Here is a 23,987-nt window from a genome sequence, read left to right on the forward strand (position 1 = left end):
GCCGAGGGCCCCCGACACCACGGTGCCGGGGGCCCTCGGCGTTCCCGGCCTCCGCCCCGAGACCTTGGCCACACGCCGTCCCGCCGCACGGCACCTCCGCCGATATGTGTCAGGACCACGAAACCGCAGGTGAACGCGGAATCGCGGCCCGTACGCCGACCCACTCGCGCCCTTCGCCGCTCACGCGGGACGCACAGGGCCCTGTGCAACCCTTCTTGCTGCTTCGCCGTCTGATCAAGAGATGACAAACCCTCCCGGAACCGTCACACGGGGCCGGGGGCGAGGAGCAGCGGAACGCCGTGACGAGGGAGACGCGTGAGCGAGCAGAAGAAGACCCCGGGGCGGATACGCGGCACCGGCACCCGCCGGAAGAAGCCCTCCCGCCGGCACCGGACGAAGGCCGTCGCGGCCTGGACGGTGGCGGGCGTGGTGGTCGTCGGCGGGGCCGGGCTCGGATACGCGTACGTCACGCTCGACGGCAACCTCTCCAGCATCGACATCGACGCCAAGCTCGGCGACGACCGCCCCGACGACGTGGACGACGGCTCGCAGGACATCCTGGTGCTGGGCTCGGACTCGCGCTCCGGCGACAACGGCAAGTACGGCGCCGACGAGGGCGCCGCCCGCTCGGACACGGCGATGGTCCTGCACGTCGACAAGGGCCACAAGTCGGCGAGCGTCGTCTCGATACCGCGCGACACCCTGATCGAACGCCCCTCCTGCGCCAGTGACACCACGGACGAGACGGTCCCCGCCGCCCACCGGGCCATGTTCAACACCGCGTACGAGGTCGGCGGACCGGCCTGCGCGGTGAAGACCGTCGAATCGATGTCCGGTATCCGCATGGACCACTACGTCGAGGTCGACTTCACCGGCTTCGAGAAGCTCATCGACGAGCTCGGCGGCGTCGAGATCACCACCAAGACCGCCATCAACGACTCCAAGAGCCACCTCGACCTGGAGCCCGGCACCCACACGCTGGACGGCGAGGAGTCCCTCGGCCTCGTCCGCACCCGCAAGAGCGTCGGCGACGGCAGCGACCTCGGCCGCATCCAGCTCCAGCAGGCGTTCATCAAGGCGCTGATGGAGCAGGCGAAGAGCGTCGGCGTGTTCTCCAGCCCGCAGAAGCTGTTCGGCCTGGCGAACGCCGCCACCAAGGCGCTCACCACCGACTCCGGCCTCGGCTCGGTCAAGAAGCTCACCGGCTTCGCGAACGGCCTCAAGGGGCTCGGCGCGGAGAACGTGCACATGGTGACCCTGCCGGTGGAGTACGACCCCGCCGACCCGAACCGGGTCCTCCCGCAGGAGGAGGCCGGCAAGCGGGTGTGGGCGGCCCTGAAGCAGGACCGGCCGATCCCGGCCTCCGCCACCGAGAAGTCCGCCGGGGACCAGGGCGACGCCGGACAGGTGGTGCGCTGACGCCGGACGGACGGTGCGCTGACGCCGGGCGGACGGTGCGCTGAGGCCTGCGGGGAATACCTGCGGTCCGCCCCCGGTTTTGGGAGATACGGCCGGTCCTGGCAGACTGGTACGTCGGCCCCGGTTCACGGCCGCGCAATCCGCGCGGACGACCCGGCGCCCTCCCGAAACTAGGAGACACCTTGAAGCGCGACATCCACCCCGAGTACGTCGAGACGCAGGTCAGCTGCACCTGCGGTGCGTCGTTCACCACCCGGAGCACCATCGACAACGGCACCATCCGTGCCGACGTCTGCTCCGAGTGCCACCCGTTCTACACGGGCAAGCAGAAGATCCTCGACACCGGCGGCCGCGTGGCCCGCTTCGAGGCCCGCTTCGGCAAGGCTGCCGGCTCCGCCAGCAAGTAGCGAGCCACTGCGCCGGTTCCTGGCGCCCTCTTCCCGGGGGCGTCGGAACCGGCGTTTTTTCCGGTCGGGTGTCCGGGGGAGCGCTCCGTAACGCGGTGGGAGCCCCTCCGTACACCCCACCGGGCAGTCACGCCCTCCAGCAGGCCCGCAGATTTCAGACCAACCAGGAGCCCCCGAATGTTCGAGGCGGTCGAGGAACTGATCGGCGAACACGCCGGTCTTGAGAAGAAGCTCGCCGACCCGTCGGTCCACGCCGACCAGGCCAACGCGCGCAAGCTGAACAAGCGCTACGCGGAGCTGACCCCGATCGTCTCCACGTACCGGGCCTGGAAGCAGACCGGCGAGGACATCGAGACCGCCCGCGAGTTCGCCGCGGACGACCCCGACTTCGCGGCCGAGGTCAAGGAGCTGGAGAAGCAGCGCGAGGAGATCACGGAGAAGCTCCGTCTCCTCCTCGTCCCGCGCGACCCCAGCGACGACAAGGACGTGCTCCTGGAGATCAAGGCGGGCGCGGGCGGCGACGAGTCGGCCCTGTTCGCCGGCGACCTGCTGCGCATGTACCTGCGGTACGCCGAGCGCATCGGCTGGAAGACCGAGATCATCGACTCCACCGAGTCCGAGCTCGGCGGCTACAAGGACGTCCAGGTCGCCGTGAAGACCAAGGGCGGCAACGGCGCCACCGAGCCCGGCCAGGGCGTCTGGGCCCGGATGAAGTACGAGGGCGGGGTGCACCGGGTGCAGCGTGTGCCCTCCACCGAGTCCCAGGGCCGTATCCACACCTCCGCCGCGGGTGTGCTCGTCACCCCCGAGGCCGAGGAGGTCGACGTCGAGATCCACGCCAACGATCTCCGTATCGACGTCTACCGCTCCTCCGGCCCCGGCGGCCAGTCCGTCAACACGACCGACTCCGCCGTCCGCATCACGCACCTGCCGACCGGCGTCGTCGCCTCCTGCCAGAACGAGAAGAGCCAGCTCCAGAACAAGGAGCAGGCCATGCGCATCCTGCGCTCCCGGCTGCTCGCCGCCGCCCAGGAGGCCGCCGAGCAGGAGGCCTCCGACGTGCGCCGCAGCCAGGTCCGTACGGTCGACCGCTCCGAGAAGATCCGTACGTACAACTTCCCGGAAAACCGCATCTCGGACCACCGCGTCGGCTTCAAGGCGTACAACTTGGACCAGGTGCTCGACGGAGAGCTGGACGCCGTCATCCAGGCGTGCGTCGACGCCGACTCCGCCGCCAAGCTCGCCAACGCGTGAGCCGCTGACCGCACCGCCCGCCCCGCACACCCGTAAACCGTACGGAGAACCGCGATGAACCTGCTGCTCGCCGAGGTGGCCCAGGCCACCCAGCGGCTGGCCGACGCCGGTGTCCCCTCACCGCGATTCGACGCCGAGGAACTCGCGGCCTTCGTCCACGGCGTGAAGCGGGGCGAGCTGCACGCCGTGCCCGACACCGACTTCGACGCCCGGTACTGGGAGACCATCGCCCGCCGCGAGGCCCGCGAACCGCTCCAGCACATCACCGGACGCGCCTTCTTCCGCTATCTGGAGCTCCAGGTCGGACCCGGTGTCTTCGTGCCCCGTCCGGAGACCGAGTCGGTCGTCGGCTGGGCCATAGACGCCGTCCGCGCGATGGACGTCGTCGAGCCCGTCGTCGTCGACCTGTGCACCGGCTCCGGCGCCATCGCGCTCGCCATGGCGCAGGAGGTCCCGCGCTCGCGCGTGCACGCCGTGGAGCTCTCCGAGGACGCCCTCAGGTGGACCCGGAAGAACGCCGAGGGGTCCAGGGTCACCGTCCACAAGGGAGACGCTCTGAGCGCCCTTCCCGAGCTCGACGGCCAGGTCGACCTGGTGATCTCCAACCCGCCGTACATCCCGCTCACCGAATGGGAGTACGTCGCCCCCGAGGCCCGCGACCACGACCCGGAGATGGCCCTCTTCTCCGGCGAGGACGGCCTCGACACCATCCGCGGCATCGAACGCACCGCCCACCGCCTGCTCCGCCCCGGCGGCCTCGTCGTCATCGAGCACGCCGACACCCAGGGCGGCCAGGTGCCGTGGATCTTCACCGAGGAGCGGGGCTGGGCCGACGCGGCCGACCACCCCGACCTGAACAAGCGCCCCCGGTTCGCCACCGCCCGTAAGGCCATGCCGTGACCGGCCCCCGGCTCCACACCCCGTACCCGTACACGCTCCAGGAGGCCGGCTGATGGCACGGCGATACGACTGCAACGACGCCACCGACCGGACCACGGGGCTCCGCGAGGCCGCCTCCGCGATCCGCCGCGGCGAACTGGTCGTGCTGCCCACCGACACCGTGTACGGGATCGGTGCGGACGCCTTCAGCTCCGAGGGCGTCGCCGACCTCCTGGACGCCAAGGGGCGCGGCCGCAACATGCCCACCCCGGTCCTCATCGGCTCCCCGAACACCCTGCACGGCCTGGTCACCGACTTCTCCGAGCAGGCCTGGGAGCTGGTCGACGCCTTCTGGCCCGGCGCGCTCACCTTGGTCGCCAAGCACCAGCCCTCGCTCCAGTGGGACCTCGGTGACACCCGGGGCACGGTCGCCATCCGGATGCCGCTGCACCCGGTCGCCATCGAGCTGCTGACCGAGGTCGGCCCGATGGCCGTCTCCAGCGCCAACCTCACCGGACACCCCTCGCCGGAGGACTGCGACGCGGCCCAGGGCATGCTCGGCGACTCCGTCTCCGTCTACCTGGACGGCGGCCCGACGCCCGGCATCGTGCCGTCCTCCATCGTCGACGTCACCGGCACGACCCCGGTCCTCCTGCGGGCCGGCGCGCTCTCCGTAGAGGAGCTGCGCAAGGTGGTCCCCGACCTCGAGGTGGCCAATTGACCGCCCCCGAGGGGCGTGGCATAGCGGGGCGGACCGACACCTTCCGCATCCTCCACGTCAGCACCGGCAACGTCTGCCGCTCGCCGATCACCGAGCGGCTGACCCGCCATGCCCTGGTGGGCCGCCTCGGCGACCCGCTCAGCGGCGGCCTGATCGTGGAGAGCGCGGGCACCTGGGGCCATGAGGGTGCCCCGATGGAGGCCAACGCCGAGGTGGTCCTCGCCGACTTCGGCGCGGACGCCACCGGCTTCGTCGGCCGCGAACTGCTCGACGAGCACGTGATCCGCGCCGACCTGGTCCTCACCGCCACCCGCGACCACCGCGCCCAGGTCATCTCCATGGGCCACTCCGCGGGCCTGCGGACCTTCACGCTCAAGGAGTTCACCCGGCTGGTCCGGGCGATAGACCCGGCCACCCTGCCCGACCCGCTCGACGAGGGCGTCGTCGAGCGCGCCCGCGCCCTGGTCCGCGCCGCCGCAGCACTGCGCGGCTGGCTGCTGGCCCCGACCGCCGAGGCGGACGAGGTCTACGACCCGTACGGCGCCCCCATCACCTTCTTCCGCTCCATCGGCGACGAGATCAACCAGGCGCTCGACCCGGTGGTCACGGCACTCACGGGCGTACGCGCCCCGCACTGACGGACGTACACGCACTGACGCACGTACACGCGCTGTACGGAGCGCCGGTGCGCCGACCGGCGTACGGGACCTCGCGACAGCGGGCACACCGCCCCGCCCCGGCCTACATTGGAGCTGACACCGGCCCCTCGCCGGCGCACCCACCTCCAGGCCCGGAGCCGTCCCATGCCGGTCACCTCTCCCGCCGCACCCGCACCCGTCCCGGGGCCGACCGCGCCCGACGACCTGCCCCAGGACTTCGGCTCGCTGCTCCGCCAGGACCCGGAGATCGCCGGGGTCCTGCTCGCCGAGCGGAACCGGCAGGCCGGCGGCCTCCAGCTGATCGCCGCCGAGAACTTCACCTCGCCCGCCGTCCTTGCCGCCCTCGGCTCGCCGCTCGCCAACAAGTACGCCGAGGGGTACCCGGGCGCCCGCCACCACGGCGGCTGCGAGCACGCGGACGCCGCCGAACGCATCGCCGTACGCCGGGCCACCGCGCTCTTCGGCGCCGAACACGCCAACGTCCAGCCGCACTCCGGCTCCTCCGCCGTCCTCGCCGCCTACGCCGCGCTGCTGCGGCCGGGCGACACGGTGCTCGCGATGGGACTCCCGTACGGCGGACACCTCACCCACGGGGCGCCCGGCAACTTCTCCGGCCGCTGGTTCGACTTCGTCGGGTACGGGGTGGACCCGGACAGCGGGCTCATCGACTACTCCCGGCTCCGCGCCCTGGCCCGCGCCCGCCGGCCCAAGGCGATCGTCTGCGGCTCGATCTCCTACCCCCGCCACCCGGACTACGAGCTGTTCCGGGAGATCGCCGACGAGGTCGGCGCGTACCTGATCGTCGACGCCGCCCACCCGATGGGGCTGATCGCCGGGGGAGCGGCGCCGAGCCCAGTCCCGTACGCCGACGTCGTCTGCGCCACCACGCACAAGGTGCTGCGCGGACCGCGCGGCGGCATGATCCTGTGCGGCGCGGAGCTGGCCGAGCGGATCGACCGGGCGGTGTTCCCGTTCACGCAGGGCGGTGCGCAGATGCACACGGTGGCGGCGAAGGCGGTCGCGTTCGGGGAGGCGGAGACACCGGCGTACACGCTGTACGCGCACCAGGTCGTCGCGCACGCCCGGGTGCTGGCCGCAGGTCTAGAGGCCGAGGGCTTCGAGGTCACCACCGGCGGCACGGACACCCACATCGTCGTCGCGGACCCGGCCCCGCTCGGCGTCGACGGCCGCACCGCCCGCGAGCGGCTGTCGGCGGCCGGCATGGTCCTGGACACGTGTGCGCTGCCGTACGGAGAGGCCCGGGGCATCCGCCTGGGGACCGCCGCCGTCACCACGCAGGGGATGGACGAGGGGGACATGGCGAGGATCGCGGCGCTGTTCGGGGCGGCGGTGCGGAAGCCGGGCGATGTGGGCCCGATCGCGGCGGAGGTCCGGGAGCTGGCGGAACGGAATCCTCCCTATCCGGGGTAGGCGAGGCGCATGGAACCATCACCCGTACCGTTGAGTCCTTGTATCAGAGACTAGGGTGTGGGGCTGAGATGGCCGGCGAAACCTGTGGGGCAGCCCGTGCGTGATTACCTGCTGACGCTCTGTGTCACAGCAGCGGTGACCTATCTGCTGACCGGACCGGTGCGTAAGTTCGCCATCGCGATCGGGGCGATGCCCGCGATCCGTGCGCGCGACGTCCACCGGGAACCGACACCCCGGCTCGGTGGCATCGCCATGTTCGGCGGGCTGTGTGCGGGGCTGATCGTCGCCGACCACCTCCACAACCTCAAGAGCGTCTTCGAACTCTCCAACGAACCACGGGCGTTGCTCTCCGGCGCCGCCCTGATCTGGCTGATCGGCGTCCTCGACGACAAGTTCGAGCTGGACGCCCTGCTCAAGCTGGGCGCCCAGATGATCGCCGCCGCCGTCATGGTCATCCAGGGACTCACGATCCTGTGGCTGCCGATCCCCGGCGTCGGCACGGTCGCTCTCACCCAGTGGCAGGGCACGCTGCTCACGGTGGCGCTGGTCGTCATCACGATCAACGCGGTCAACTTCGTCGACGGCCTGGACGGGCTCGCGGCGGGCGTGGTGTGCATCGCCTCGGCGGCGTTCTTCCTGTATGCCTACCGGCTCTGGATCGGGTACGGGATCGAGGCGGCGGCCCCCGCGACGCTTTTCGCGGCGATCCTGATGGGCATGTGCCTCGGCTTCCTGCCGCACAACATGCACCCGGCGCGGATCTTCATGGGCGACTCGGGATCGATGCTGATCGGCCTGGTGCTGGCGGCGGGCGCGATCTCGATCACGGGCCAGGTCGACCCGGACAGCATGCGGATCTTCTTCGAGGGCAGTGAGCGCGGGGCGACCCACGCGATGTTCCCGGTCTTCATCCCGCTGCTGCTGCCGCTGACGATCATCGCGATCCCGGCCGCCGACCTGATCCTCGCCATCGTCCGCCGCACCTGGAACGGCCAGTCGCCGTTCGCCGCCGACCGCGGCCACCTGCACCACCGCCTGCTGGAGATCGGCCACTCGCACAGCCGGGCCGTGCTGATCATGTACTTCTGGTCGGCCCTGATCGCCTTCGGCACCGTCGGCTACTCGGTCCACTCGGCGTCGTCGTGGATCGTGTTCGTCATCATGGCGGCGAGCGCGGCCGGTCTGGTCCTGCTCCTGATGCCGCGCTTCACCCCCCGTACCCCGCAGTGGGCCAACCGCTTCGTCCCGCCGCGCTACCGCCGCCCCGCCCCGGAGCCGGCTTCCTCCGCCGCGTACGACGAGAAGCCCGCCCCCACGGCCTCCGGCGCCCAACAGGCCCTGGAAGACGCTCAGATGGGCGAGGAGAGCGCCGAACGGGCCCCGGTGGCGGTCGGGGTGTCCGGCGTCAACGGAGCGACCGCGATCGGCGCTCGTTCGCGTTTCCCTGAACGCCGGTCCATCGACTCGTCGCGCTGACGATTCGGATTCCTTGGTGCATTAACAGACATTGCGCCGCCTTGTCGTGCACACACGCGCGGGTTAACTCTCATGTGTGACAGTTGGCACACTTTCTAGGTAAAGACCTCATCAAATAGTTTGTGATACCGTTCACGAAACCCGGTGACGGAGCCGAGGGACCCTAGTGAGACGGTCCTCGGACCCGGAAATCCGCCTCGCGGACCGGGCCTACGCTCGTCCATGACGACGCCCCATTCCTCCCCAAGACCAGTGGAGCTGCCGCCATGCAGTCCGACATGCGCGAAGTACTGCGCATCGCCACCCCCACCGCCGCGGTGGGAGCCATCGCCACCCTCGTCGGCGGGCTCGTCGCCGGCGGCGAGGGAGCGATCGGCGCTGCGGTCGGCTGCGTGGTCGTGATCGTCTTCATGGCGCTCGGACTGCTGGCGCTCAACTGGGTCGGCAAGACCATGCCTCACCTGTTCCAGGGCATGGGGCTGATGATTTACTCGGCCCAGCTCGTGCTTCTGCTCATCTTCATCCTGAGCATCCGGAACACCTCTCTCTTCGATCTTCAGGTCTTCGCCCTCTCGCTGGTCGCTGCCGTGATCACCTGGATCACCACGCAGGCCGTGCTGCACGCGCGGAGCAAGACGCTCTACGTCGATCCCGACGCGGACACCCGGAACCGACCGGGTGGAGCGGGGGGAGATCGTGGCGAGTAGGGCCGGGATAAAGCCGTGTTCGACGTGCTGCTATCGTCCGGTCTCGGTTGCGGTAGTGCGAGCGCGGGCAACAGGGCGGTCGCTTGATTCATCGCGAGGCTTCGGGCCCGGCCGCCGCCTCCTCACCGTAAGAACCAGTCCGGTGCCGACCTGCGGCCACCCGCCGCTCCGACACAACGAGGTAGCCGCATCCATGCGCCATGCAGAAGGAGCTCTTGGTGACTGACGCCCAGACGCTCGCCTTCGAGACGAACTGCCACCTGTTCAAGGACTGCGGGTTCCAAGCCCCCAGCGTGTGGTCGTTCCTCTTCGAGCCGCTCTTCACCATTGGGCCTGTCGAGTTCAACAAGCCCATGCTGCTCGCGATCATCGGAACCTTCGCGATCCTGGCCTTCTTCTGGGCCGGTTTCTCGAAGCCGAAGGTCGTCCCCGGCAAGCTGCAGATGGTCGCTGAGGCGCTGTACGACTTCGTCCACCGCGGCATCGCGAAGGAGGTCATCGGCAAGAAGGGCGAGCCCTTCGTCCCGCTGCTGGTCTCGCTGTTCTTCTTCGTCTGGATCCTGAACCTCTGGGCCATCATCCCGATCGCCCAGTTCCCGGTCAGCTCCGTCATCGCCTACCCCATCGGCCTCGCCCTGGTGGTCTGGGTGACGTACATGACGGTGACGTTCCGGTCGAATGGATTCGTCGGAGGCATCCGCAACCTCTGCGTGCCGAGCGGTCTGCCCAAGCCGATCTACGTGCTGCTGACGCCGCTGGAGTTCATCTCCAACGTCTTCGTCCGGCCGTTCACGCTGGCGGTGCGACTCTTCGCGAACATGTTCGCGGGCCACATCCTGATCCTGATCTTCACGATCGCCACCTGGTACATGCTCGGCACCGTCCTGGGCACGGTCTACGCCTCCGCGTCGTTCGTCATGACGCTGGTCCTCACCGTGTTCGAGATGTTCATCCAGGCCCTCCAGGCCTACGTGTTCACCGTGCTGACCGCCACGTACCTGTCCCAGGCGCTCGAAGAAGCTCACTGAGGACCAGCCAAGCCCCCCGGCTTGAGCCCTCACCCACCCCAGACGCCCGGTGCGAAGACACTTTCCACCGGTCCCACCAAGAGAAGGAACCACGGACATGTCTGCTGCTTTCGAGACCCTCGCGGCCGTGAACGGCAACGTCGGCACCATCGGCTACGGCCTCGCCGCGATCGGCCCCGGTATCGGCATCGGCATCATCTTCGGTAACGGTGTGCAGGCCATCGCCCGCCAGCCCGAGGCTGCCGGCCTCATCCGCCAGAACATGCTGCTCGGCTTCGCCGTCGTCGAGGCCCTGGCCCTGATCGGCTTCGTCGTCCCGTTCATCGTCAAGTGACGTTGTGCCTGTAGCTCCATTCGACGAAAGGTCCACCATGATGTACCTGGCAGCCGAGGAAGCGCAGAGCCCTCTGCTCCCGGTGTGGCCCGAGATCGTCATCGGCTTGATCTGCTTCGGCATCGTCTTCTTCGTCTTCTCGAAGAAGCTGCTTCCGGTGATCAACAAGACCCTGGAAGAGCGTCGCGAGGCGATCGAGGGTGGCATCGAGAAGGCCGAAGCGGCTCAGACCGAGGCGCAGAGCGTTCTTGAGCAGTACAAGGCTCAGCTCGCCGAGGCCCGCCACGAGGCCGCTCGTCTGCGCCAGGAGGCGCAGGAGCAGGGTGCCGTCATCATCCAGGAGATGAAGGCGGAAGGTCAGCGGCAGCGCGAAGAGATCATCGCCGCCGGCCACGCCCAGATCGAGGCCGACCGCAAGGCCGCTGCCTCCGCGCTGCGTCAGGACGTGGGCAAGCTCGCCACCGACCTGGCCGGCAAGCTCGTCGGCGAGTCCCTCCAGGACCACGCCCGGCAGAGCGGCACCGTCGACCGTTTCCTCGACGAGCTCGAGGCGAAGGCCGAGGCTGCCCGATGAACGGTGCGAGCCGCGAGGCACTGGCCGCCGCACGCGAGCGGCTCGACGCGCTGACCGACAACACGTCGGTCGACGCGGCGGCCCTCGCCGACGACCTGGCCTCGGTCACCGCGCTGCTCGACCGCGAAGTTTCCCTGCGCCGGGTCCTCACGGACCCGGCCCAGAGCGGCGAGAGCAAGGCCGAGCTGGCCGCGCGCCTGCTCAGCGGTCAGGTCAGCGGCGAAGCCGTCGACCTGGTCTCCGGGCTGGTCCGCTCCCGCTGGTCGCAGTCGCGTGACCTGGTGGACTCGGTCGAGGAGCTGGCGAACACCGCGGACCTCACCGCCGCCCAGCGCGGCGGCGCCCTCGACGACGTCGAGGACGAGCTGTTCCGGTTCGGCCGGATCGTCGGCTCCGACACGGAGCTGCGTTCCGCGCTCACCAGCCGTACGGCCACCGCCTCCGCCAAGGGCGAGCTGCTCCGCAGCCTGCTCGGCGGCAAGGCGCAGCCGGTCACCGCGCGGATCATCGTCCGTCTGGTGACGCAGCCGCGGGGACGTAGCCTGGAGGCAGGGATCGAATCCCTGTCCAAGCTCGCCGCGGAGCGCCGCGACCGCGCGGTCGCCGTCGTCACCTCGGCGGTGCCGCTCAGCGACCGGCAGAAGCAGCGCCTCGGCGCCGCTCTGGCCAAGCTGTACGGCCGCGAGATGCACCTGAACCTGGACGTGGACCCCTCGGTCCTCGGCGGGATCTCGGTGCGCGTCGGTGACGAGATCATCAACGGCACCGTCGCGGACCGCCTCGACGAGGCGACCCGGCGCATGGCCGGCTGACACAGCTCAGCGCAGAAGAACAAGCAAGACCAGCGGCCCGGTTGGGCCGTGCAGAAATTGCAGAAGATTCCTGGGGGTCGGCCCCCAGACCCCCTTAAGAAACTTCGGGCCCAACAAGGAGAGCAGGGAACCCAGATGGCGGAGCTCACGATCCGGCCGGAGGAGATCCGGGACGCACTGGAGAACTTTGTCCAGTCGTACCAGCCGGACGCGGCCTCGCGCGAGGAGGTCGGTACGGTCAGCGTTGCCGGCGACGGCATCGCGAAGGTGGAGGGCCTGCCCTCCGCCATGGCGAACGAGCTGCTGAAGTTCGAGGACGGCACCCTCGGTCTCGCCCTCAACCTTGAGGAGCGCGAGATCGGTGCGATCGTCCTCGGCGAGTTCAGCGGAATCGAGGAGGGCCAGCCGGTGCAGCGCACCGGTGAGGTGCTCTCCGTCGGCGTCGGCGAGGGTTACCTCGGCCGCGTCGTCGACCCGCTCGGCAACCCGATCGACGGCCTCGGCGAGATCGAGACCGACAGCCGCCGCGCCCTCGAGCTGCAGGCCCCTGGCGTCATGGTCCGCAAGTCGGTGCACGAGCCGATGCAGACCGGCTACAAGGCCGTCGACGCCATGGTGCCGATCGGCCGCGGCCAGCGTCAGCTGATCATCGGCGACCGTCAGACGGGTAAGACCGCTCTGGCCGTCGACACGATCATCAACCAGCGCGACAACTGGCGCTCCGGCGACGTGAACAAGCAGGTGCGCTGCATCTACGTCGCCATCGGTCAGAAGGGCTCCACCATCGCCTCCGTGCGTGGTGCGCTCGAAGAGGCCGGCGCGCTGGAGTACACGACCATCGTCGCCGCCCCGGCGTCCGACCCGGCCGGCTTCAAGTACCTGGCGCCGTACACCGGTTCGGCCATCGGCCAGCACTGGATGTACCAGGGCAAGCACGTCCTGATCATCTTCGACGACCTCTCGAAGCAGGCCGACGCCTACCGCGCCGTGTCCCTGCTGCTGCGCCGCCCGCCGGGCCGTGAGGCCTACCCGGGTGACGTCTTCTACCTGCACTCGCGTCTGCTGGAGCGCTGCGCCAAGCTCTCCGACGAGATGGGTGCCGGTTCGATGACGGGCCTCCCGATCGTCGAGACCAAGGCGAACGACGTGTCGGCGTTCATCCCGACCAACGTCATCTCCATCACCGACGGCCAGTGCTTCCTGGAGTCCGACCTGTTCAACGCGGGTCAGCGTCCGGCGCTCAACGTCGGTATCTCGGTCTCCCGAGTCGGTGGCTCCGCCCAGCACAAGGCCATGAAGCAGGTCTCCGGCCGGCTCCGCGTGGACCTCGCCCAGTACCGCGAGCTGGAGGCGTTCGCCGCCTTCGGTTCCGACCTGGACGCGGCCTCGAAGGCCTCGCTGGAGCGCGGTAAGCGCATGGTCGAGCTGCTGAAGCAGCCGCAGTACGCCCCGTTCCCGATGGAGGAGCAGGTCGTCTCCGTCTGGGCCGGCACCACCGGCAAGATGGACGACGTCCCGGTCGAGGACATCCGCCGCTTCGAGGCCGAGCTGCTGGAGTACCTGCGCCGCGAGCGCAAGGACCTCCTCACCAGCATCGCCGAGGGCGGCAAGATGTCCGACGACACGCTGCAGTCGGTCGCCGACGCGATCGCCGTCTTCAAGCAGCAGTTCGAGACCTCGGACGGCAAGCTCCTGGGCGAGGGCTGATCGATGGGCGCTCAGCTTCGCGTTTACAAGCGCCGCATCCAAGCCGTCACCGCGACCAAGAAGATCACCAAGGCGATGGAGATGATCGCCGCCTCGCGCATCGTCAAGGCGCAGCGCAAGGTGGCGGCGTCGATGCCGTACGCGACCGAGCTCACCCGTGCGGTGACCGCGGTGGCGACCGGCTCCAACGCCAAGCACCCGCTCACCACCGAAGCCGAAGCGCCGACCCGCGCCGCGGTCCTGCTCGTCACGAGCGACCGCGGCCTGGCCGGCGGCTACTCCTCCAACGCCATCAAGGCGGCGGAGCGGCTGCGGGAGCGCCTTGCCGGCGAGGGCAAGGAGGTCGACACGTACATCGTCGGCCGTAAGGGTGTCGCGTACTACGGCTTCCGCGAGCGCAAGGTCGAGGAATCCTGGACCGGCTTCACCGACAACCCGGCGTACTCCGATGCCAAGCGCATCGCCGCCCCGTTGATCGCGGCCATCCAGCAGGAGACGGCCGAGGGCGGCGTCGACGAGCTGCACATCGTCTTCACGGAATTCGTGTCGATGATGACGCAGAACGCGGTCGACGACCGGATGCTGCCGCTTTCGCTCGACGAGGTGGCTCAGGAGAGCACCCGCAAGGGCGAGATCCTTCCGCTGTTCGAGTTCGAGCCGTCGGCCGAGGACGTCCTCGACGCCCTTCTGCCGCGCTACGTCGAGAGCCGTATCTACAACGCACTGCTGCAGGCGGCCGCTTCCGAGCACGCCGCCCGCCGCCGCGCGATGAAGTCGGCCACCGACAACGCCGGGGACCTCATCAAGAGCCTCTCCCGGCTTGCCAACGCGGCCCGCCAGGCCGAAATCACCCAGGAAATCAGCGAGATCGTCGGCGGTGCCAGTGCTCTGGCCGACGCGACCGCGGGGAGTGACAAGTAATGACGACGACAGTTGAGACGGCCGCTGCCACGGGCCGCGTCGCCCGGGTCATCGGCCCGGTCGTCGACGTGGAGTTCCCCGTCGACGCGATGCCGGACATCTACAACGCCCTGCACGTCGACGTGGACGACCCGGCCGAGGCCGGCGCCCGCAAGACGCTGACCCTCGAGGTCGCCCAGCACCTGGGTGACGGCGTGGTCCGCGCGATCTCGATGCAGCCCACCGACGGCCTGGTCCGCCAGGCCCCGGTGACCGACACGGGCACGGGCATCACCGTCCCCGTCGGTGACATCACCAAGGGCAAGGTGTTCAACACCCTCGGCCAGATCCTGAACGAGCCGGAGGCCGAGGCGCAGATCACCGAGCGCTGGCCGATCCACCGCAAGGCCCCGGCCTTCGACCAGCTCGAGTCCAAGACCGAGATGTTCGAGACCGGCCTGAAGGTCGTCGACCTGCTGACCCCGTACGTCAAGGGCGGCAAGATCGGTCTGTTCGGTGGTGCGGGCGTCGGCAAGACGGTCCTCATCCAGGAAATGATCATGCGTGTGGCGAAGCTGCACGACGGTGTGTCGGTGTTCGCCGGTGTCGGTGAGCGCACCCGTGAGGGCAACGACCTCATCGACGAGATGACCGAGTCGGGCGTTCTGGAGAAGACCGCGCTCGTCTTCGGCCAGATGGACGAGCCGCCGGGGACGCGTCTGCGCGTGGCCCTGTCCGCCCTGACCATGGCGGAGTACTTCCGCGATGTGCAGAAGCAGGACGTGCTGCTCTTCATCGACAACATCTTCCGCTTCACGCAGGCCGGTTCCGAGGTCTCCACGCTGCTCGGCCGCATGCCGTCCGCGGTGGGTTACCAGCCGACCCTGGCCGACGAGATGGGTGTGCTCCAGGAGCGCATCACCTCGACGCGTGGTCACTCGATCACCTCGATGCAGGCGATCTACGTCCCTGCGGACGACCTGACCGACCCGGCCCCGGCCACCACGTTCGCCCACCTCGACGCGACGACGGTTCTCTCCCGTCCGATCTCCGAGAAGGGCATCTACCCGGCCGTGGACCCGCTGGACTCCACGTCCCGCATCCTGGACCCGCGTTACATCTCGCAGGACCACTACGCCGCGGCCAGCCGCGTCAAGGGGATCCTGCAGAAGTACAAGGACCTCCAGGACATCATCGCGATCCTCGGTATCGACGAGCTGGGCGAGGAGGACAAGCTCGTCGTCCACCGTGCCCGTCGCGTCGAGCGCTTCCTGTCGCAGAACACCCACGCCGCCAAGCAGTTCACCGGCCTGGACGGTTCGGACGTTCCGCTCGACGAGTCGATCGCCGCGTTCAACGCGATCTGCGACGGGGACTACGACCACTTCCCCGAGCAGGCGTTCTTCATGTGCGGTGGCCTGGACGACCTCAAGGCGAAGGCCAAGGAGCTCGGCGTCTCCTGAGCCGCCGGCTCACCGAGGGGGGTGGGGCTGGTCCCGCCCCCCTCACCACGCCCCGTAGAATTGAACCGACACCCGGCCGGGCGGCCGGGTGGTGACCCGAGGAGTCTCCTTGGCTGCTGAGCTGCATGTGGAGCTGGTCGCCGCGGACCGCAGTGTCTGGTCCGGCGAGGCCACCCTGGTCGTCGCACGTACCACGTCCGGCGACATCGGCATCATGCCCGGTCACCAGCCGCTTCTCGGTGTGCTGGAATCGGGCCCGGTGACGATCCGCACGAGCGAGGGCGGTACCGTCATCGCCGCTGTGCACGGTGGTTTCATCTCGTTCGCGGACAACAAGCTGTCGCTGCTGGCCGAGATCGTCGAGCTGGCGGACGAGATCGATGTCCAGCGCGCCGAGCGTGCGCTGGAGCGCGCGAAGTCGGACGCGGACGCCGCCGCTGAGCGGCGCGCCGAGATCCGTCTGCGCGCGGTGGCGGTGCACTAGCACCCCCACGGAGCGATGTTTTTACTCAGCCGCGGCCCGCGCTGGAGAAATCCAGCCGTGTCGCGGCTGAGGCGATGCAGGTGCAGTTCAGTTCGAATCGGTTCGTTATCCGTTACGCGCTACGCGTTACCCGTTACTCGACGATGCGAGGAGGTCGGTGGAGATGGTCCTCGCGTTGTGGGTGGGCGTATCCGTCATCGTGCTGGTCCTGGTGGGACTGTTCGTCTTCGGTCTGCGCCGGCGGCTGATCCAGCGGTCCGGAGGCACCTTCGACTGTTCCCTCCGCTGGGACGTCTCCGAGGAGGCGGACCCCTCCGGCAAAGGCTGGGTCTACGGTGTCGCCCGCTACAGCGGCGACCGCGTCGACTGGTTCCGTGTCTTCTCCTACGCTCCTCGCCCCCGCCGGGGCCTGGAGCGTTCTGCGATCGAGGTGATCGCCCGCCGGCTGCCGGAGGGCGAGGAGGAGCTGGCGCTGCTCTCCGACTCCGTCGTGCTCGGCTGTCTCCACCGGGGGACCCGCCTGGAGCTGGCGATGAGCGAGGACGCGCTGACCGGCTTCCTCGCCTGGCTGGAGGCGGCGCCGCCCGGCCAGCGGGTCAACGTGGCCTAGAAGCCGCGTACGTACACAGCGAAAAGCCGGGGAGACGGGGGGCGGACCCGTCTCCCCGGCGCTTTTCGGGGGGTGGCTCTGGTGCGGTTACGGCGTGGTGGCTACTTGAGACCGTTGCTCATGGCGCTCACCAGTTCACCGTTGGTGGTGTCACCGGAGAACTCCCAGGAGAACGCGCCTCCCAGGCCCTGGCTCTTCGCCCAGGCCATCTTGGAGCCGACGGTGGCCGGGGTGTCGTAGCTCCACCAGTTGGTGCCGCAGTGCGCGTAGGCCGTGCCGGCGATGGTGCCGGTGGCCGGGCAGGTGCTCTTGAGGACCTTGTAGTCCTCGATGCCCGCCTCGTACGTGCCCGGGGCCGCGCCGGTCGCCGTGCCGCCGGGGGCGGCCTGGGTGACGCCGGTCCAGCCGCGGCCGTAGAAGCCGATGCCGAGGAGCAGCTTCTTGGCCGGAACGCCCTTGGCCTTCAGCTTGGCGATGGCGTCGGCGGAGGTGAAGCCCTGCTGGGGGATGCCGGTGTACGAGGTCAGCGGCGAGTGCGGGGCCGTCGGGCCCTTGTTCGCCCAGGCGCCGAAGAAGTCGTACGTCATCACGTTGTACCAGTCGAAGGACTGCGCGGCGCCCGCGTAGTCGGCGGCGTCGATCTTGCCGCCGCTGGAGCCGTCCGCGGTGATGGCGGCGGTGACCAGGTTGTTCGGGCCGAACTTGGCGCGCATGGCGTCGGCCATGGTCTTGATCGCGGCCGGGCCGCTGGTGTCACAGGTCAGACCACAGGCGTTCGGGTACTCCCAGTCCAGGTCGATGCCGTCGAAGACATCGGCCCAGCGCGGGTCCTCGACCAGGTCGTAGCAGGACTGGGCGAAGGCGGCGGGGTTCTGGACGGCCTGGCCGAAGCCGCCGGACCAGGTCCAGCCGCCGAACGACCAGAGGACCTTGATGTGCGGGTACTGGGCCTTCAGCTTGCGGAGCTGGTTGAAGTTGCCGCGCAGCGGCTGGTCCCAGGTGTCGGCCTTGCCGTCGACGGACTGGTCGGCGGTGTACGCCTTGTCGTAGTCGGCGTAGGAGTCACCGATGGTGCACTTGCCGCCCTGCACGTTGCCGAAGGCGTAGTTGATGTGCGTGATCTTCGCGGCCGTGCCGGACGTCACCAGGTTCTTGACGTGGTAGTTGCGCCCGTAGACGCCCCAGTTGGTGAAGTAGCCCAGGTTGATCTTGTCACCGGGCGGGGGCTCCTCGCCGCCGCCACCGCCGGTGGTGCGCACCGAGACGGAGGCGGAGACCGGGCCGAGCTGGTCGATGGTGTCACGGGCCTGGACGGCGTACGTGTAGTCGGTGCCGGCGGTCAGTCCGGTGTTGGTGTACGTGGTGCCGGTGACCGTGGCGATCTTGGCGCCGTTGCGCAGGACGTCGTAGTTCTTGACGCCCTTGTCGTCGGTGGCCGCGCTCCAGCTGAGCTTCACCGAGGTGTTGGTGACGTCGCTGGTGGTGGGCGTGCCGGGGGCGGTGGGCGGGTTGTCGCCGGGGACGGTGGAGCCGTCACAGGAGGCGCCGTTCAGCTTGCAGCCGGAGGGCGCGCCGGGGCCGGAGCCGTTGAAGCCGAAGCTGAGGCTGGCGCCGGGGGCGATGCTGCCGTTCCAGCCGAGGTTCTTGGCGGTCCAGCGGTTGCCCGAGTTGGTGACGGTTGCGTCCCAGGCGGAGTTGACCCGGGTCCCGGCGGGGTAGTCCCACTCGATGGTCCAGGAGGAGAGCGCCGTGGTGCCGGTGTTCTTCACCGTCCACTGGCCCTCGAAGCCGCTGCCCCAGTCGGACTTCTTCGTGTACGTGGCGGTCGCCGAGGTGGCCGCGACGGCCGGAGTGGCGAGACCCACCATGGCGGCGAACGGCACGGCCAGCGCGGTGAGACCGGCGATGACCTTGGACCTTCCGCTCCGCAGGGGAATCCATCTGAACCGGGAACGGCGTGGGGGAGTATCAGTGCTCAACGGTGCTCCTCGGGTGAGGTCCAGCAAACGGGGATGATTCGTGGACTGCAAACCCTGCGCCGCCCTGAGTACGGGTGCTCTCGTACTCACCGCAGTGTGTGATGGGTGACATTAGGAAGGTCTGGACCAATCGTCAAGAGGTCTGGACCAAAGATCGAGGGCCGGAACCGGCCCGAAATAGACCCGGAATCCGGCCTTTCGCGGCCCCGGGCCGCGCCCGGGACCCGGCAGGCGAGGGCCCCGGCCCGCATCCGAGCCCCGTCCGGGTCCCGGCCGCCGTCAGACCCCCAACTCCTGGGCCAGGACAGCCGCCTGGACCCGGCTCCGCAGTCCCAGCTTGGCCAGCAACCGGCTGACGTGCGTCTTCACCGTCGCCTCCGCCATCGCCAGCCGCAGCGCGATCTCCGCGTTCGACAGCCCCTCACCGAGACACCCGAGGACCTCCCGCTCGCGCCGCGTCAGCGCCTCCAGCACCGCCGGATCGGCCGAACTCCCGGACCGTACGGGCGTGGTGCCGGCGAACTCCGCGATCAGCCGCCGCGTCACGGCCGGCGCGATCAAACCCTCGCCGCGCGCCACCGTCCGTACCGCCTCCAGCAGATCGCGGGCGTCGGTGTTCTTCAGCAGAAAGCCCGACGCCCCCGCCCGCAGAGCCCCGAAGACGTACTCGTCCAGGTCGAACGTGGTCAGCACCAGGACGTCCGCCAGCTCCTCCACCACCACCTGCCGGGTCGCCGACACGCCGTCCAGACGCGGCATCTGCACATCCATCAGGACGAGATCCGGCCGGAGTTCCCGCGCGAGGCGCACCGCCTCCTCGCCGTCGCCCGCCTCGCCGACGACCTCGATGTCCGGCGCGCTGGAGAGGATCAGCACCAGCCCCGCCCGCACCGCCGCCTGGTCCTCCGCGACCAGTACCCGGACCGTCATTCCCGCATCTCCCTCTCCTGTACCGGCAGTTCGGCCCGCACCCGCCACAACTCCGCGCCTGCGCCACCTGCTTCGAACGTCCCACCGAGCAGTGCCACCCGCTCCGCCATCCCCACCAGACCAGCCCCCGAACCCGGCGCCGTCGGCCCCGGACGGCTGCCGAACACGCTGGTCACCTCGACCGTCAGCACCTCGCCGGCCAGACCGAGCCGCACGGTGACCGGGCCCGGCGCCGCGTGCTTGAGCGCGTTGGTGAGGGACTCCTGCACGATCCGGTACGCGGCCAGCTCGACCGGCGTCGGCAGCGCACCGGAATCCGCCGCCCGGGCGTCCTGAAGCGTGCAGACCAGCCCGGCCGACGCCCCGTTGACGTTCGCCTGCTCGATGAGCGCGTCCAGCGACGCCAGCGTCGGCGCCGCCGCCGGAGCACCCTCCTCGCCGCCCTGGCGCAACAGCCCGATCAGCCGCCGCATCTCCGCCAGCCCCTCCACGCTGTTCTCCCGGACCACCTTCAGCGCGTTCCGCGAGGTGTCCGGGTCGTCGATGGAGAGGGCCGCCGTGGAGTGGATCGCCACGGCCGACAGGCGGCCCGCCACCAGGTCGTGCAGCTCGCGCGCCATCCGGGCCCGCTCCGCGACCACCGCCTGGACCCGGTCCATCTCGGCCAGCCGCGCGGTCTGGACGGCGGCCAGCCGGGCGGTCTCGGCGGCGATGCGGTGGCTGCGCACGCTGACCCCGGTGATCGCGGGGATGAAGGAGACCAGCCCGACGACCACACCGATCAGCAGCGCCTCCGGCCGACGGAACCAGGCCAGGAAGCCGATCGTGGACGCGACGGTGACCAGGAGCGTGGCCACCGGGATCCGGCGGGCGGCGGCCGGGGTCCCGTACAGCACGGCCGCGTACATGATGTCCGTGAACATCAGGATGGTGGCCAGGCTGCCCCGGGTGAACTGGTCCGCGACCAGCGCGAGCGTTGCGACGGTCAGCGCGGTGCGCGGGGCGCTGCGCCGCAGCAGCTCCACCGAGGCCATAGCGGTCAGCGGTACGAGGGTGATCCAGGGCGCGGAGAAGGGGCGGCCGCCCTGGGTGTGCAGGCCGAGCCCCCACAGGAGCAGCCCGCCGAGCAGCCCGGAGACGGCGAGGGCGACGTCGTCGCGGTGGGGGCGGATGGCTGGGAACACTCCTCCATCCAACACGCACCGACGCCGCCGGGCCTCCCTTCACCGGCCGATGCGCCACTACATCGAAGGATGCAGTCCCGTTTCCTCACCGCCGACGACGTCTGCGGCCCCGGCGGGCGGGAGGCTGGAGGAAACGGGAGGAGAGACGCTGTGATCGCCCTGCTGGTCGTGGCCTGCGAGGTCGCGTTCTGGGTTCTGCTGGCCGCCGGACTCGCGCTGCGGTACGTCGCGCGGAAGCCGAGGCTCGGCGCCGCCGTACTGCTCTGCGAGCCGCTGCTGGAGGTCGTGCTGCTGGTGGTGACCGTCATCGACCTCAGGAACGGCGCCGAGCCGGACTGGAAGCACGGACTGGCCGCCGTCTACATCGGCTTCACCGTGGGCCTCGGCCACCACACCATCAAGAAGGTCGACGCCTGGGTCGCACACCGCTGGTTCGGCGGCCCGCCGCCGGTGAAGCCGCCGAAGTACGGCACGGCCCGCGCCGTCCACGAGTGGCGCACCGCCGCCCGCTGGATCCTCGCCGCGACGGTCGCGCTCGGCCTGCTCCAGGCGGCGGTCTGGTACGTCGGCCCCGACGGCGCCGTCAGCTCGCTCCAGAGCTGGCAGCAGAAGATGCTCCTGGTGATCGGCATCAACGTGATCATCGCCGGCGGCTACACGCTCTTCCCGAAGCAGGCCCCGAAGAACCCGGACGCGGTGGAACGCGAGCCGGCCGACCGGCTCTAGGCCGACATGCCTCAGCGCTCACCGCCCGGCACCCACAACACGTCCCCGACCTCCTTGTTCGCGCTCCGCGCCAGGATGAACAGGAGGTCGGAGAGACGGTTGAGGTAGGTGGCGGTCAGCGCGTTCATCGAGTCGCCGTGCACCTCCAGCGCCGCCCAGGTCGACCGCTCCGCGCGCCGGACCACCGTGCACGCCTGGTGGAGCAGCGCGGCCCCCGGCGTACCGCCGGGAAGGATGAAGCTGCGGAGCTTCTCCAGCTCCTCCAGGAAGCGGTCGCAGTCCGCCTCCAGCTTGTCCACGTAACTCTGCTCCACCCGCAGCGGCGGGTACTTCGGGTCCTCCACCACCGGCGTCGACAGGTCGGCGCCCACGTCGAAGAGGTCGTTCTGGACCCGTACGAGGACCTTCACCACGTCCTCGCCCAGCTGCCCCAGCGCCACGGCGGTCCCGATCACCGCGTTGGCCTCGTTGGCGTCCGCGTACGCCGCGATCCGCAGATCGGTCTTGGCGGTGCGGCTCATGTCGCCGAGGGCCGTGGTGCCCTGGTCGCCGGTCCGGGTGTAGATGCGCGTCAGATTGACCATGAGCCCAGCGTAGTGAGGCTCAGGCCCCAACTGGGCGCGGCGTGGCGCCGAATGACGCGTCTCGGTGTGATGTCCGTCATTCGAGACGTGACGCGCATCTCTTCACGGCCACAGCGCCCCCGGCGGGTACTAATCTCCGCCGGAGAGCAGTGTGAACCGCCGTGAACAGACGCCGCAGAGGCGGACAGAGAACAAGGGGTGCGAACGTGGCCAGGAAGCTCGCCGTCATCGGTGCCGGACTCATGGGATCCGGGATCGCGCAGGTCTCCGCCCAGGCGGGCTGGGACGTCGTGCTGCGGGATGTCACCGACGCGGCGCTGACCCGCGGTCTGGACGGCATCAAGGCCTCGTACGACAAGTTCGTCGCCAAGGGGAAGCTGGAGGCGGCCGACGCCGAGGCCGCACTCGCCCGCATCACCACGACCACCGACCTCGACGCCGTCGCGGACGTGGACGTCGTGGTGGAGGCGGTCTTCGAGAAGCTGGAGGTCAAGCACGAGATCTTCCGCGCCCTGGACAAGGTCGTCGGCGAGAACACCGTGCTGGCCTCGAACACCTCCGCCATCCCGATCACCAAGATCGCGGCCGTGACGGAGCGTCCGGAGCGCGTGGTCGGCGTGCACTTCTTCTCGCCGGTCCCGATGATGCAGCTCTGCGAACTCGTCCGCGGCTACAAGACCAGCGACGAAACCCTCGCCACCGCGCGGGAGTTCGCCGAGTCGGTCGGCAAGACCTGCATCGTCGTCAACCGCGATGTGGCGGGCTTCGTCACCACCCGGCTCATCTCGGCGCTCGTCGTCGAGGCCGCGAAGCTGTACGAGTCGGGCGTCGCCACGGCCGAGGACATCGACACCGCCTGCAAGCTCGGCTTCGGCCACGCCATGGGCCCGCTCGCCACCGCCGACCTGACCGGCGTCGACATCCTGCTCCACGCCACGGGCAACATCTACACCGAGTCGCAGGACGAGAAGTTCGCGGCCCCCGAGCTGATGCGCCGGATGGTCGACGCAGGTGACATCGGGCGCAAGAGCGGGCAGGGCTTCTACACGTACTGACGCCGACCGCGTCCCCGCCCCTCCGGCCCGCCGTTGTCGGGGCGGGCCGGAGGGGCGGGGAGTGTACCCGGCCGCATCCGGTCTCCGGCGAACCGGCGTCACTCCACCGAGTGAATTCGGTATCGGTTCGCTTACAGACGGCAACTTCCCTGACGCTGCGGCAGTCAGTTGTGGAAGAGAAGAACAGACAGACGGACCTCGCTACGGAGCAACAGCAGGGGAGCGCATATGCATATCAGGGGCGACCACGCCGAGCTGGTCGTCGGGGGCCGCCTCGACGTCCGAAGCGCGGCGGACGCCCGTACGGTCCTGCACTCGGCCGTCGACGACGGAGCCGGCGATCTGGTGCTGGACCTGACCGAGCTGAATTCCTGGGACGCCACCGGACTCGGCGTCATCATGGGGGCCCACCGCAGAGCCGGCCGGGCCGGGCGCCGTCTCGTGCTGCGCGGTGTACCGCCGCAGATGCAGCGCCTCCTGGTGGCGACCCGGCTGCACCGCATCCTGGCGATCGAGGGCGGGATCGCCGCCGACTCGCTGCCGCGCGTCTGAGTACGTACGGACCTGTGGGGCGCAAGACGCGCAATCCTCACCGGAATGTGACGTCCCGGACGGCATGGCACCCCGCCGGTGCGTGGATACTGTGCGAAGGTCTAGGGTTCGG

Annotated in this window: 25 protein-coding genes; 21 read left to right on the forward strand and 4 right to left on the reverse strand. The window is 69.6% G+C overall.

Going from position 1 to position 23,987, the window contains the following annotated elements; genetic code table 11:
* Nucleotides 1–315 precede the first annotated feature (315 nt).
* The 18 genes from ACQP09_RS25095 to ACQP09_RS25180 all read left to right on the forward strand — a co-directional run bounded on the left by ACQP09_RS25095 (nt 316) and on the right by ACQP09_RS25180 (nt 16,865).
* Nucleotides 316–1,419 carry an LCP family protein gene (locus ACQP09_RS25095; protein WP_433403345.1) on the forward strand — a complete coding sequence of 368 codons (1,104 nt, stop codon included), beginning with the start codon at nt 316–318 and terminating at the stop codon, nt 1,417–1,419.
* A 182-nt stretch (nt 1,420–1,601) separates the two neighbouring features.
* Nucleotides 1,602–1,826: a 50S ribosomal protein L31 gene (gene rpmE / locus ACQP09_RS25100; protein WP_003966263.1), complete on the forward strand. Its 225-nt coding sequence runs from the start codon at nt 1,602–1,604 to the stop codon at nt 1,824–1,826.
* Between the two features lie 177 nt (nt 1,827–2,003).
* Entirely contained in the window at nt 2,004–3,080 is a 1,077-nt protein-coding gene (gene prfA / locus ACQP09_RS25105; RefSeq protein ID WP_398723455.1) for a peptide chain release factor 1, read from the forward strand.
* A 54-nt stretch (nt 3,081–3,134) separates the two neighbouring features.
* Nucleotides 3,135–3,980: a peptide chain release factor N(5)-glutamine methyltransferase gene (gene prmC, locus ACQP09_RS25110; RefSeq protein WP_404059609.1), complete on the forward strand. Its 846-nt coding sequence runs from the start codon at nt 3,135–3,137 to the stop codon at nt 3,978–3,980.
* Between the two features lie 52 nt (nt 3,981–4,032).
* Entirely contained in the window at nt 4,033–4,680 is a 648-nt protein-coding gene (locus ACQP09_RS25115) for an L-threonylcarbamoyladenylate synthase (protein ID WP_432149712.1), read from the forward strand.
* Nucleotides 4,677–5,318: a low molecular weight phosphatase family protein gene (locus tag ACQP09_RS25120; protein ID WP_030569157.1), complete on the forward strand. Its 642-nt coding sequence runs from the start codon at nt 4,677–4,679 to the stop codon at nt 5,316–5,318. Before ACQP09_RS25115 ends, ACQP09_RS25120 begins: the two co-directional genes overlap by 4 nt.
* Nucleotides 5,319–5,483: 165 nt before the next feature.
* Nucleotides 5,484–6,770, forward strand: a complete 1,287-nt coding sequence (gene glyA / locus ACQP09_RS25125) for a serine hydroxymethyltransferase (RefSeq protein ID WP_433403350.1) — start codon at nt 5,484–5,486, stop codon at nt 6,768–6,770.
* A gap of 84 nt (nt 6,771–6,854) precedes the next feature.
* Nucleotides 6,855–8,246, forward strand: coding sequence for an MraY family glycosyltransferase (locus ACQP09_RS25130; protein ID WP_433403353.1), 1,392 nt, complete (start codon nt 6,855–6,857; stop codon nt 8,244–8,246).
* A gap of 266 nt (nt 8,247–8,512) precedes the next feature.
* Complete coding sequence (locus tag ACQP09_RS25135; protein ID WP_433403356.1) at nt 8,513–8,953, forward strand: hypothetical protein; 441 nt, start codon at nt 8,513–8,515, stop codon at nt 8,951–8,953.
* Nucleotides 8,954–9,153: 200 nt separating this feature from the next.
* Nucleotides 9,154–9,981 carry a F0F1 ATP synthase subunit A gene (atpB, locus tag ACQP09_RS25140; RefSeq protein WP_432149708.1) on the forward strand — a complete coding sequence of 276 codons (828 nt, stop codon included), beginning with the start codon at nt 9,154–9,156 and terminating at the stop codon, nt 9,979–9,981.
* 97 nt (nt 9,982–10,078) lie between these two features.
* Nucleotides 10,079–10,315, forward strand: coding sequence for an ATP synthase F0 subunit C (gene atpE / locus ACQP09_RS25145; RefSeq protein WP_003966254.1), 237 nt, complete (start codon nt 10,079–10,081; stop codon nt 10,313–10,315).
* Nucleotides 10,316–10,352: 37 nt separating this feature from the next.
* Nucleotides 10,353–10,889 carry a F0F1 ATP synthase subunit B gene (locus tag ACQP09_RS25150; protein WP_404059593.1) on the forward strand — a complete coding sequence of 179 codons (537 nt, stop codon included), beginning with the start codon at nt 10,353–10,355 and terminating at the stop codon, nt 10,887–10,889.
* Nucleotides 10,886–11,701, forward strand: a complete 816-nt coding sequence (locus ACQP09_RS25155; protein WP_433403359.1) for a F0F1 ATP synthase subunit delta — start codon at nt 10,886–10,888, stop codon at nt 11,699–11,701. Before ACQP09_RS25150 ends, ACQP09_RS25155 begins: the two co-directional genes overlap by 4 nt.
* Before the next feature lie 135 nt (nt 11,702–11,836).
* Complete coding sequence (gene atpA, locus ACQP09_RS25160) at nt 11,837–13,408, forward strand: F0F1 ATP synthase subunit alpha (RefSeq protein WP_433403362.1); 1,572 nt, start codon at nt 11,837–11,839, stop codon at nt 13,406–13,408.
* 3 nt (nt 13,409–13,411) lie between these two features.
* The gene (locus ACQP09_RS25165; RefSeq protein ID WP_432149706.1) at nt 13,412–14,329 is read left to right on the forward strand and encodes a F0F1 ATP synthase subunit gamma; all 918 of its coding nucleotides are present in this window, start codon (nt 13,412–13,414) and stop codon (nt 14,327–14,329) included.
* Nucleotides 14,329–15,771, forward strand: coding sequence for a F0F1 ATP synthase subunit beta (gene atpD, locus ACQP09_RS25170; RefSeq protein WP_018509906.1), 1,443 nt, complete (start codon nt 14,329–14,331; stop codon nt 15,769–15,771). Before ACQP09_RS25165 ends, atpD begins: the two co-directional genes overlap by 1 nt.
* Before the next feature lie 109 nt (nt 15,772–15,880).
* Entirely contained in the window at nt 15,881–16,255 is a 375-nt protein-coding gene (locus ACQP09_RS25175) for a F0F1 ATP synthase subunit epsilon (RefSeq protein ID WP_015611381.1), read from the forward strand.
* A 163-nt stretch (nt 16,256–16,418) separates the two neighbouring features.
* Nucleotides 16,419–16,865 (forward strand): DUF2550 domain-containing protein, encoded by a 447-nt coding sequence (locus ACQP09_RS25180; protein ID WP_433403366.1) that lies wholly within the window; start codon nt 16,419–16,421, stop codon nt 16,863–16,865.
* Between the two features lie 101 nt (nt 16,866–16,966).
* Here ACQP09_RS25180 and ACQP09_RS25185 read toward each other — a convergent pair whose 3' ends face one another.
* From ACQP09_RS25185 to ACQP09_RS25195, 3 genes are all read right to left on the reverse strand, one after another.
* Nucleotides 16,967–18,844: a glycosyl hydrolase family 18 protein gene (locus ACQP09_RS25185; protein ID WP_433403369.1), complete on the reverse strand. Its 1,878-nt coding sequence runs from the start codon at nt 18,842–18,844 to the stop codon at nt 16,967–16,969.
* Between the two features lie 279 nt (nt 18,845–19,123).
* Nucleotides 19,124–19,774, reverse strand: a complete 651-nt coding sequence (locus ACQP09_RS25190) for a response regulator (protein WP_433403372.1) — start codon at nt 19,772–19,774, stop codon at nt 19,124–19,126.
* Nucleotides 19,771–20,958: a sensor histidine kinase gene (locus ACQP09_RS25195; protein ID WP_433403375.1), complete on the reverse strand. Its 1,188-nt coding sequence runs from the start codon at nt 20,956–20,958 to the stop codon at nt 19,771–19,773. Before ACQP09_RS25195 ends, ACQP09_RS25190 begins: the two co-directional genes overlap by 4 nt.
* 150 nt (nt 20,959–21,108) lie before the next feature.
* Here ACQP09_RS25195 and ACQP09_RS25200 point away from each other — a divergent pair, with 150 nt between their 5' ends.
* Nucleotides 21,109–21,684 (forward strand): hypothetical protein, encoded by a 576-nt coding sequence (locus ACQP09_RS25200; protein WP_433403377.1) that lies wholly within the window; start codon nt 21,109–21,111, stop codon nt 21,682–21,684.
* Between the two features lie 11 nt (nt 21,685–21,695).
* Here the strand turns inward: ACQP09_RS25200 and ACQP09_RS25205 are convergent, their stop codons facing one another.
* A complete protein-coding gene (locus tag ACQP09_RS25205; protein ID WP_404059572.1) occupies nt 21,696–22,268 on the reverse strand; it encodes a cob(I)yrinic acid a,c-diamide adenosyltransferase in 573 nt (190 codons plus the stop codon).
* Between the two features lie 206 nt (nt 22,269–22,474).
* Between ACQP09_RS25205 and ACQP09_RS25210 the strand changes: the two genes are divergently transcribed.
* Together ACQP09_RS25210 and ACQP09_RS25215 are read left to right on the forward strand one after the other, a co-directional pair.
* Complete coding sequence (locus tag ACQP09_RS25210; protein WP_432149702.1) at nt 22,475–23,323, forward strand: 3-hydroxyacyl-CoA dehydrogenase family protein; 849 nt, start codon at nt 22,475–22,477, stop codon at nt 23,321–23,323.
* A gap of 228 nt (nt 23,324–23,551) precedes the next feature.
* Nucleotides 23,552–23,875 (forward strand): STAS domain-containing protein, encoded by a 324-nt coding sequence (locus ACQP09_RS25215; protein WP_018492200.1) that lies wholly within the window; start codon nt 23,552–23,554, stop codon nt 23,873–23,875.
* Nucleotides 23,876–23,987 lie beyond the last annotated feature (112 nt).

The sequence above is a fragment of the Streptomyces sp. CA-146814 genome, assembly GCF_050942385.1.
Classification (GTDB): domain Bacteria; phylum Actinomycetota; class Actinomycetes; order Streptomycetales; family Streptomycetaceae; genus Streptomyces.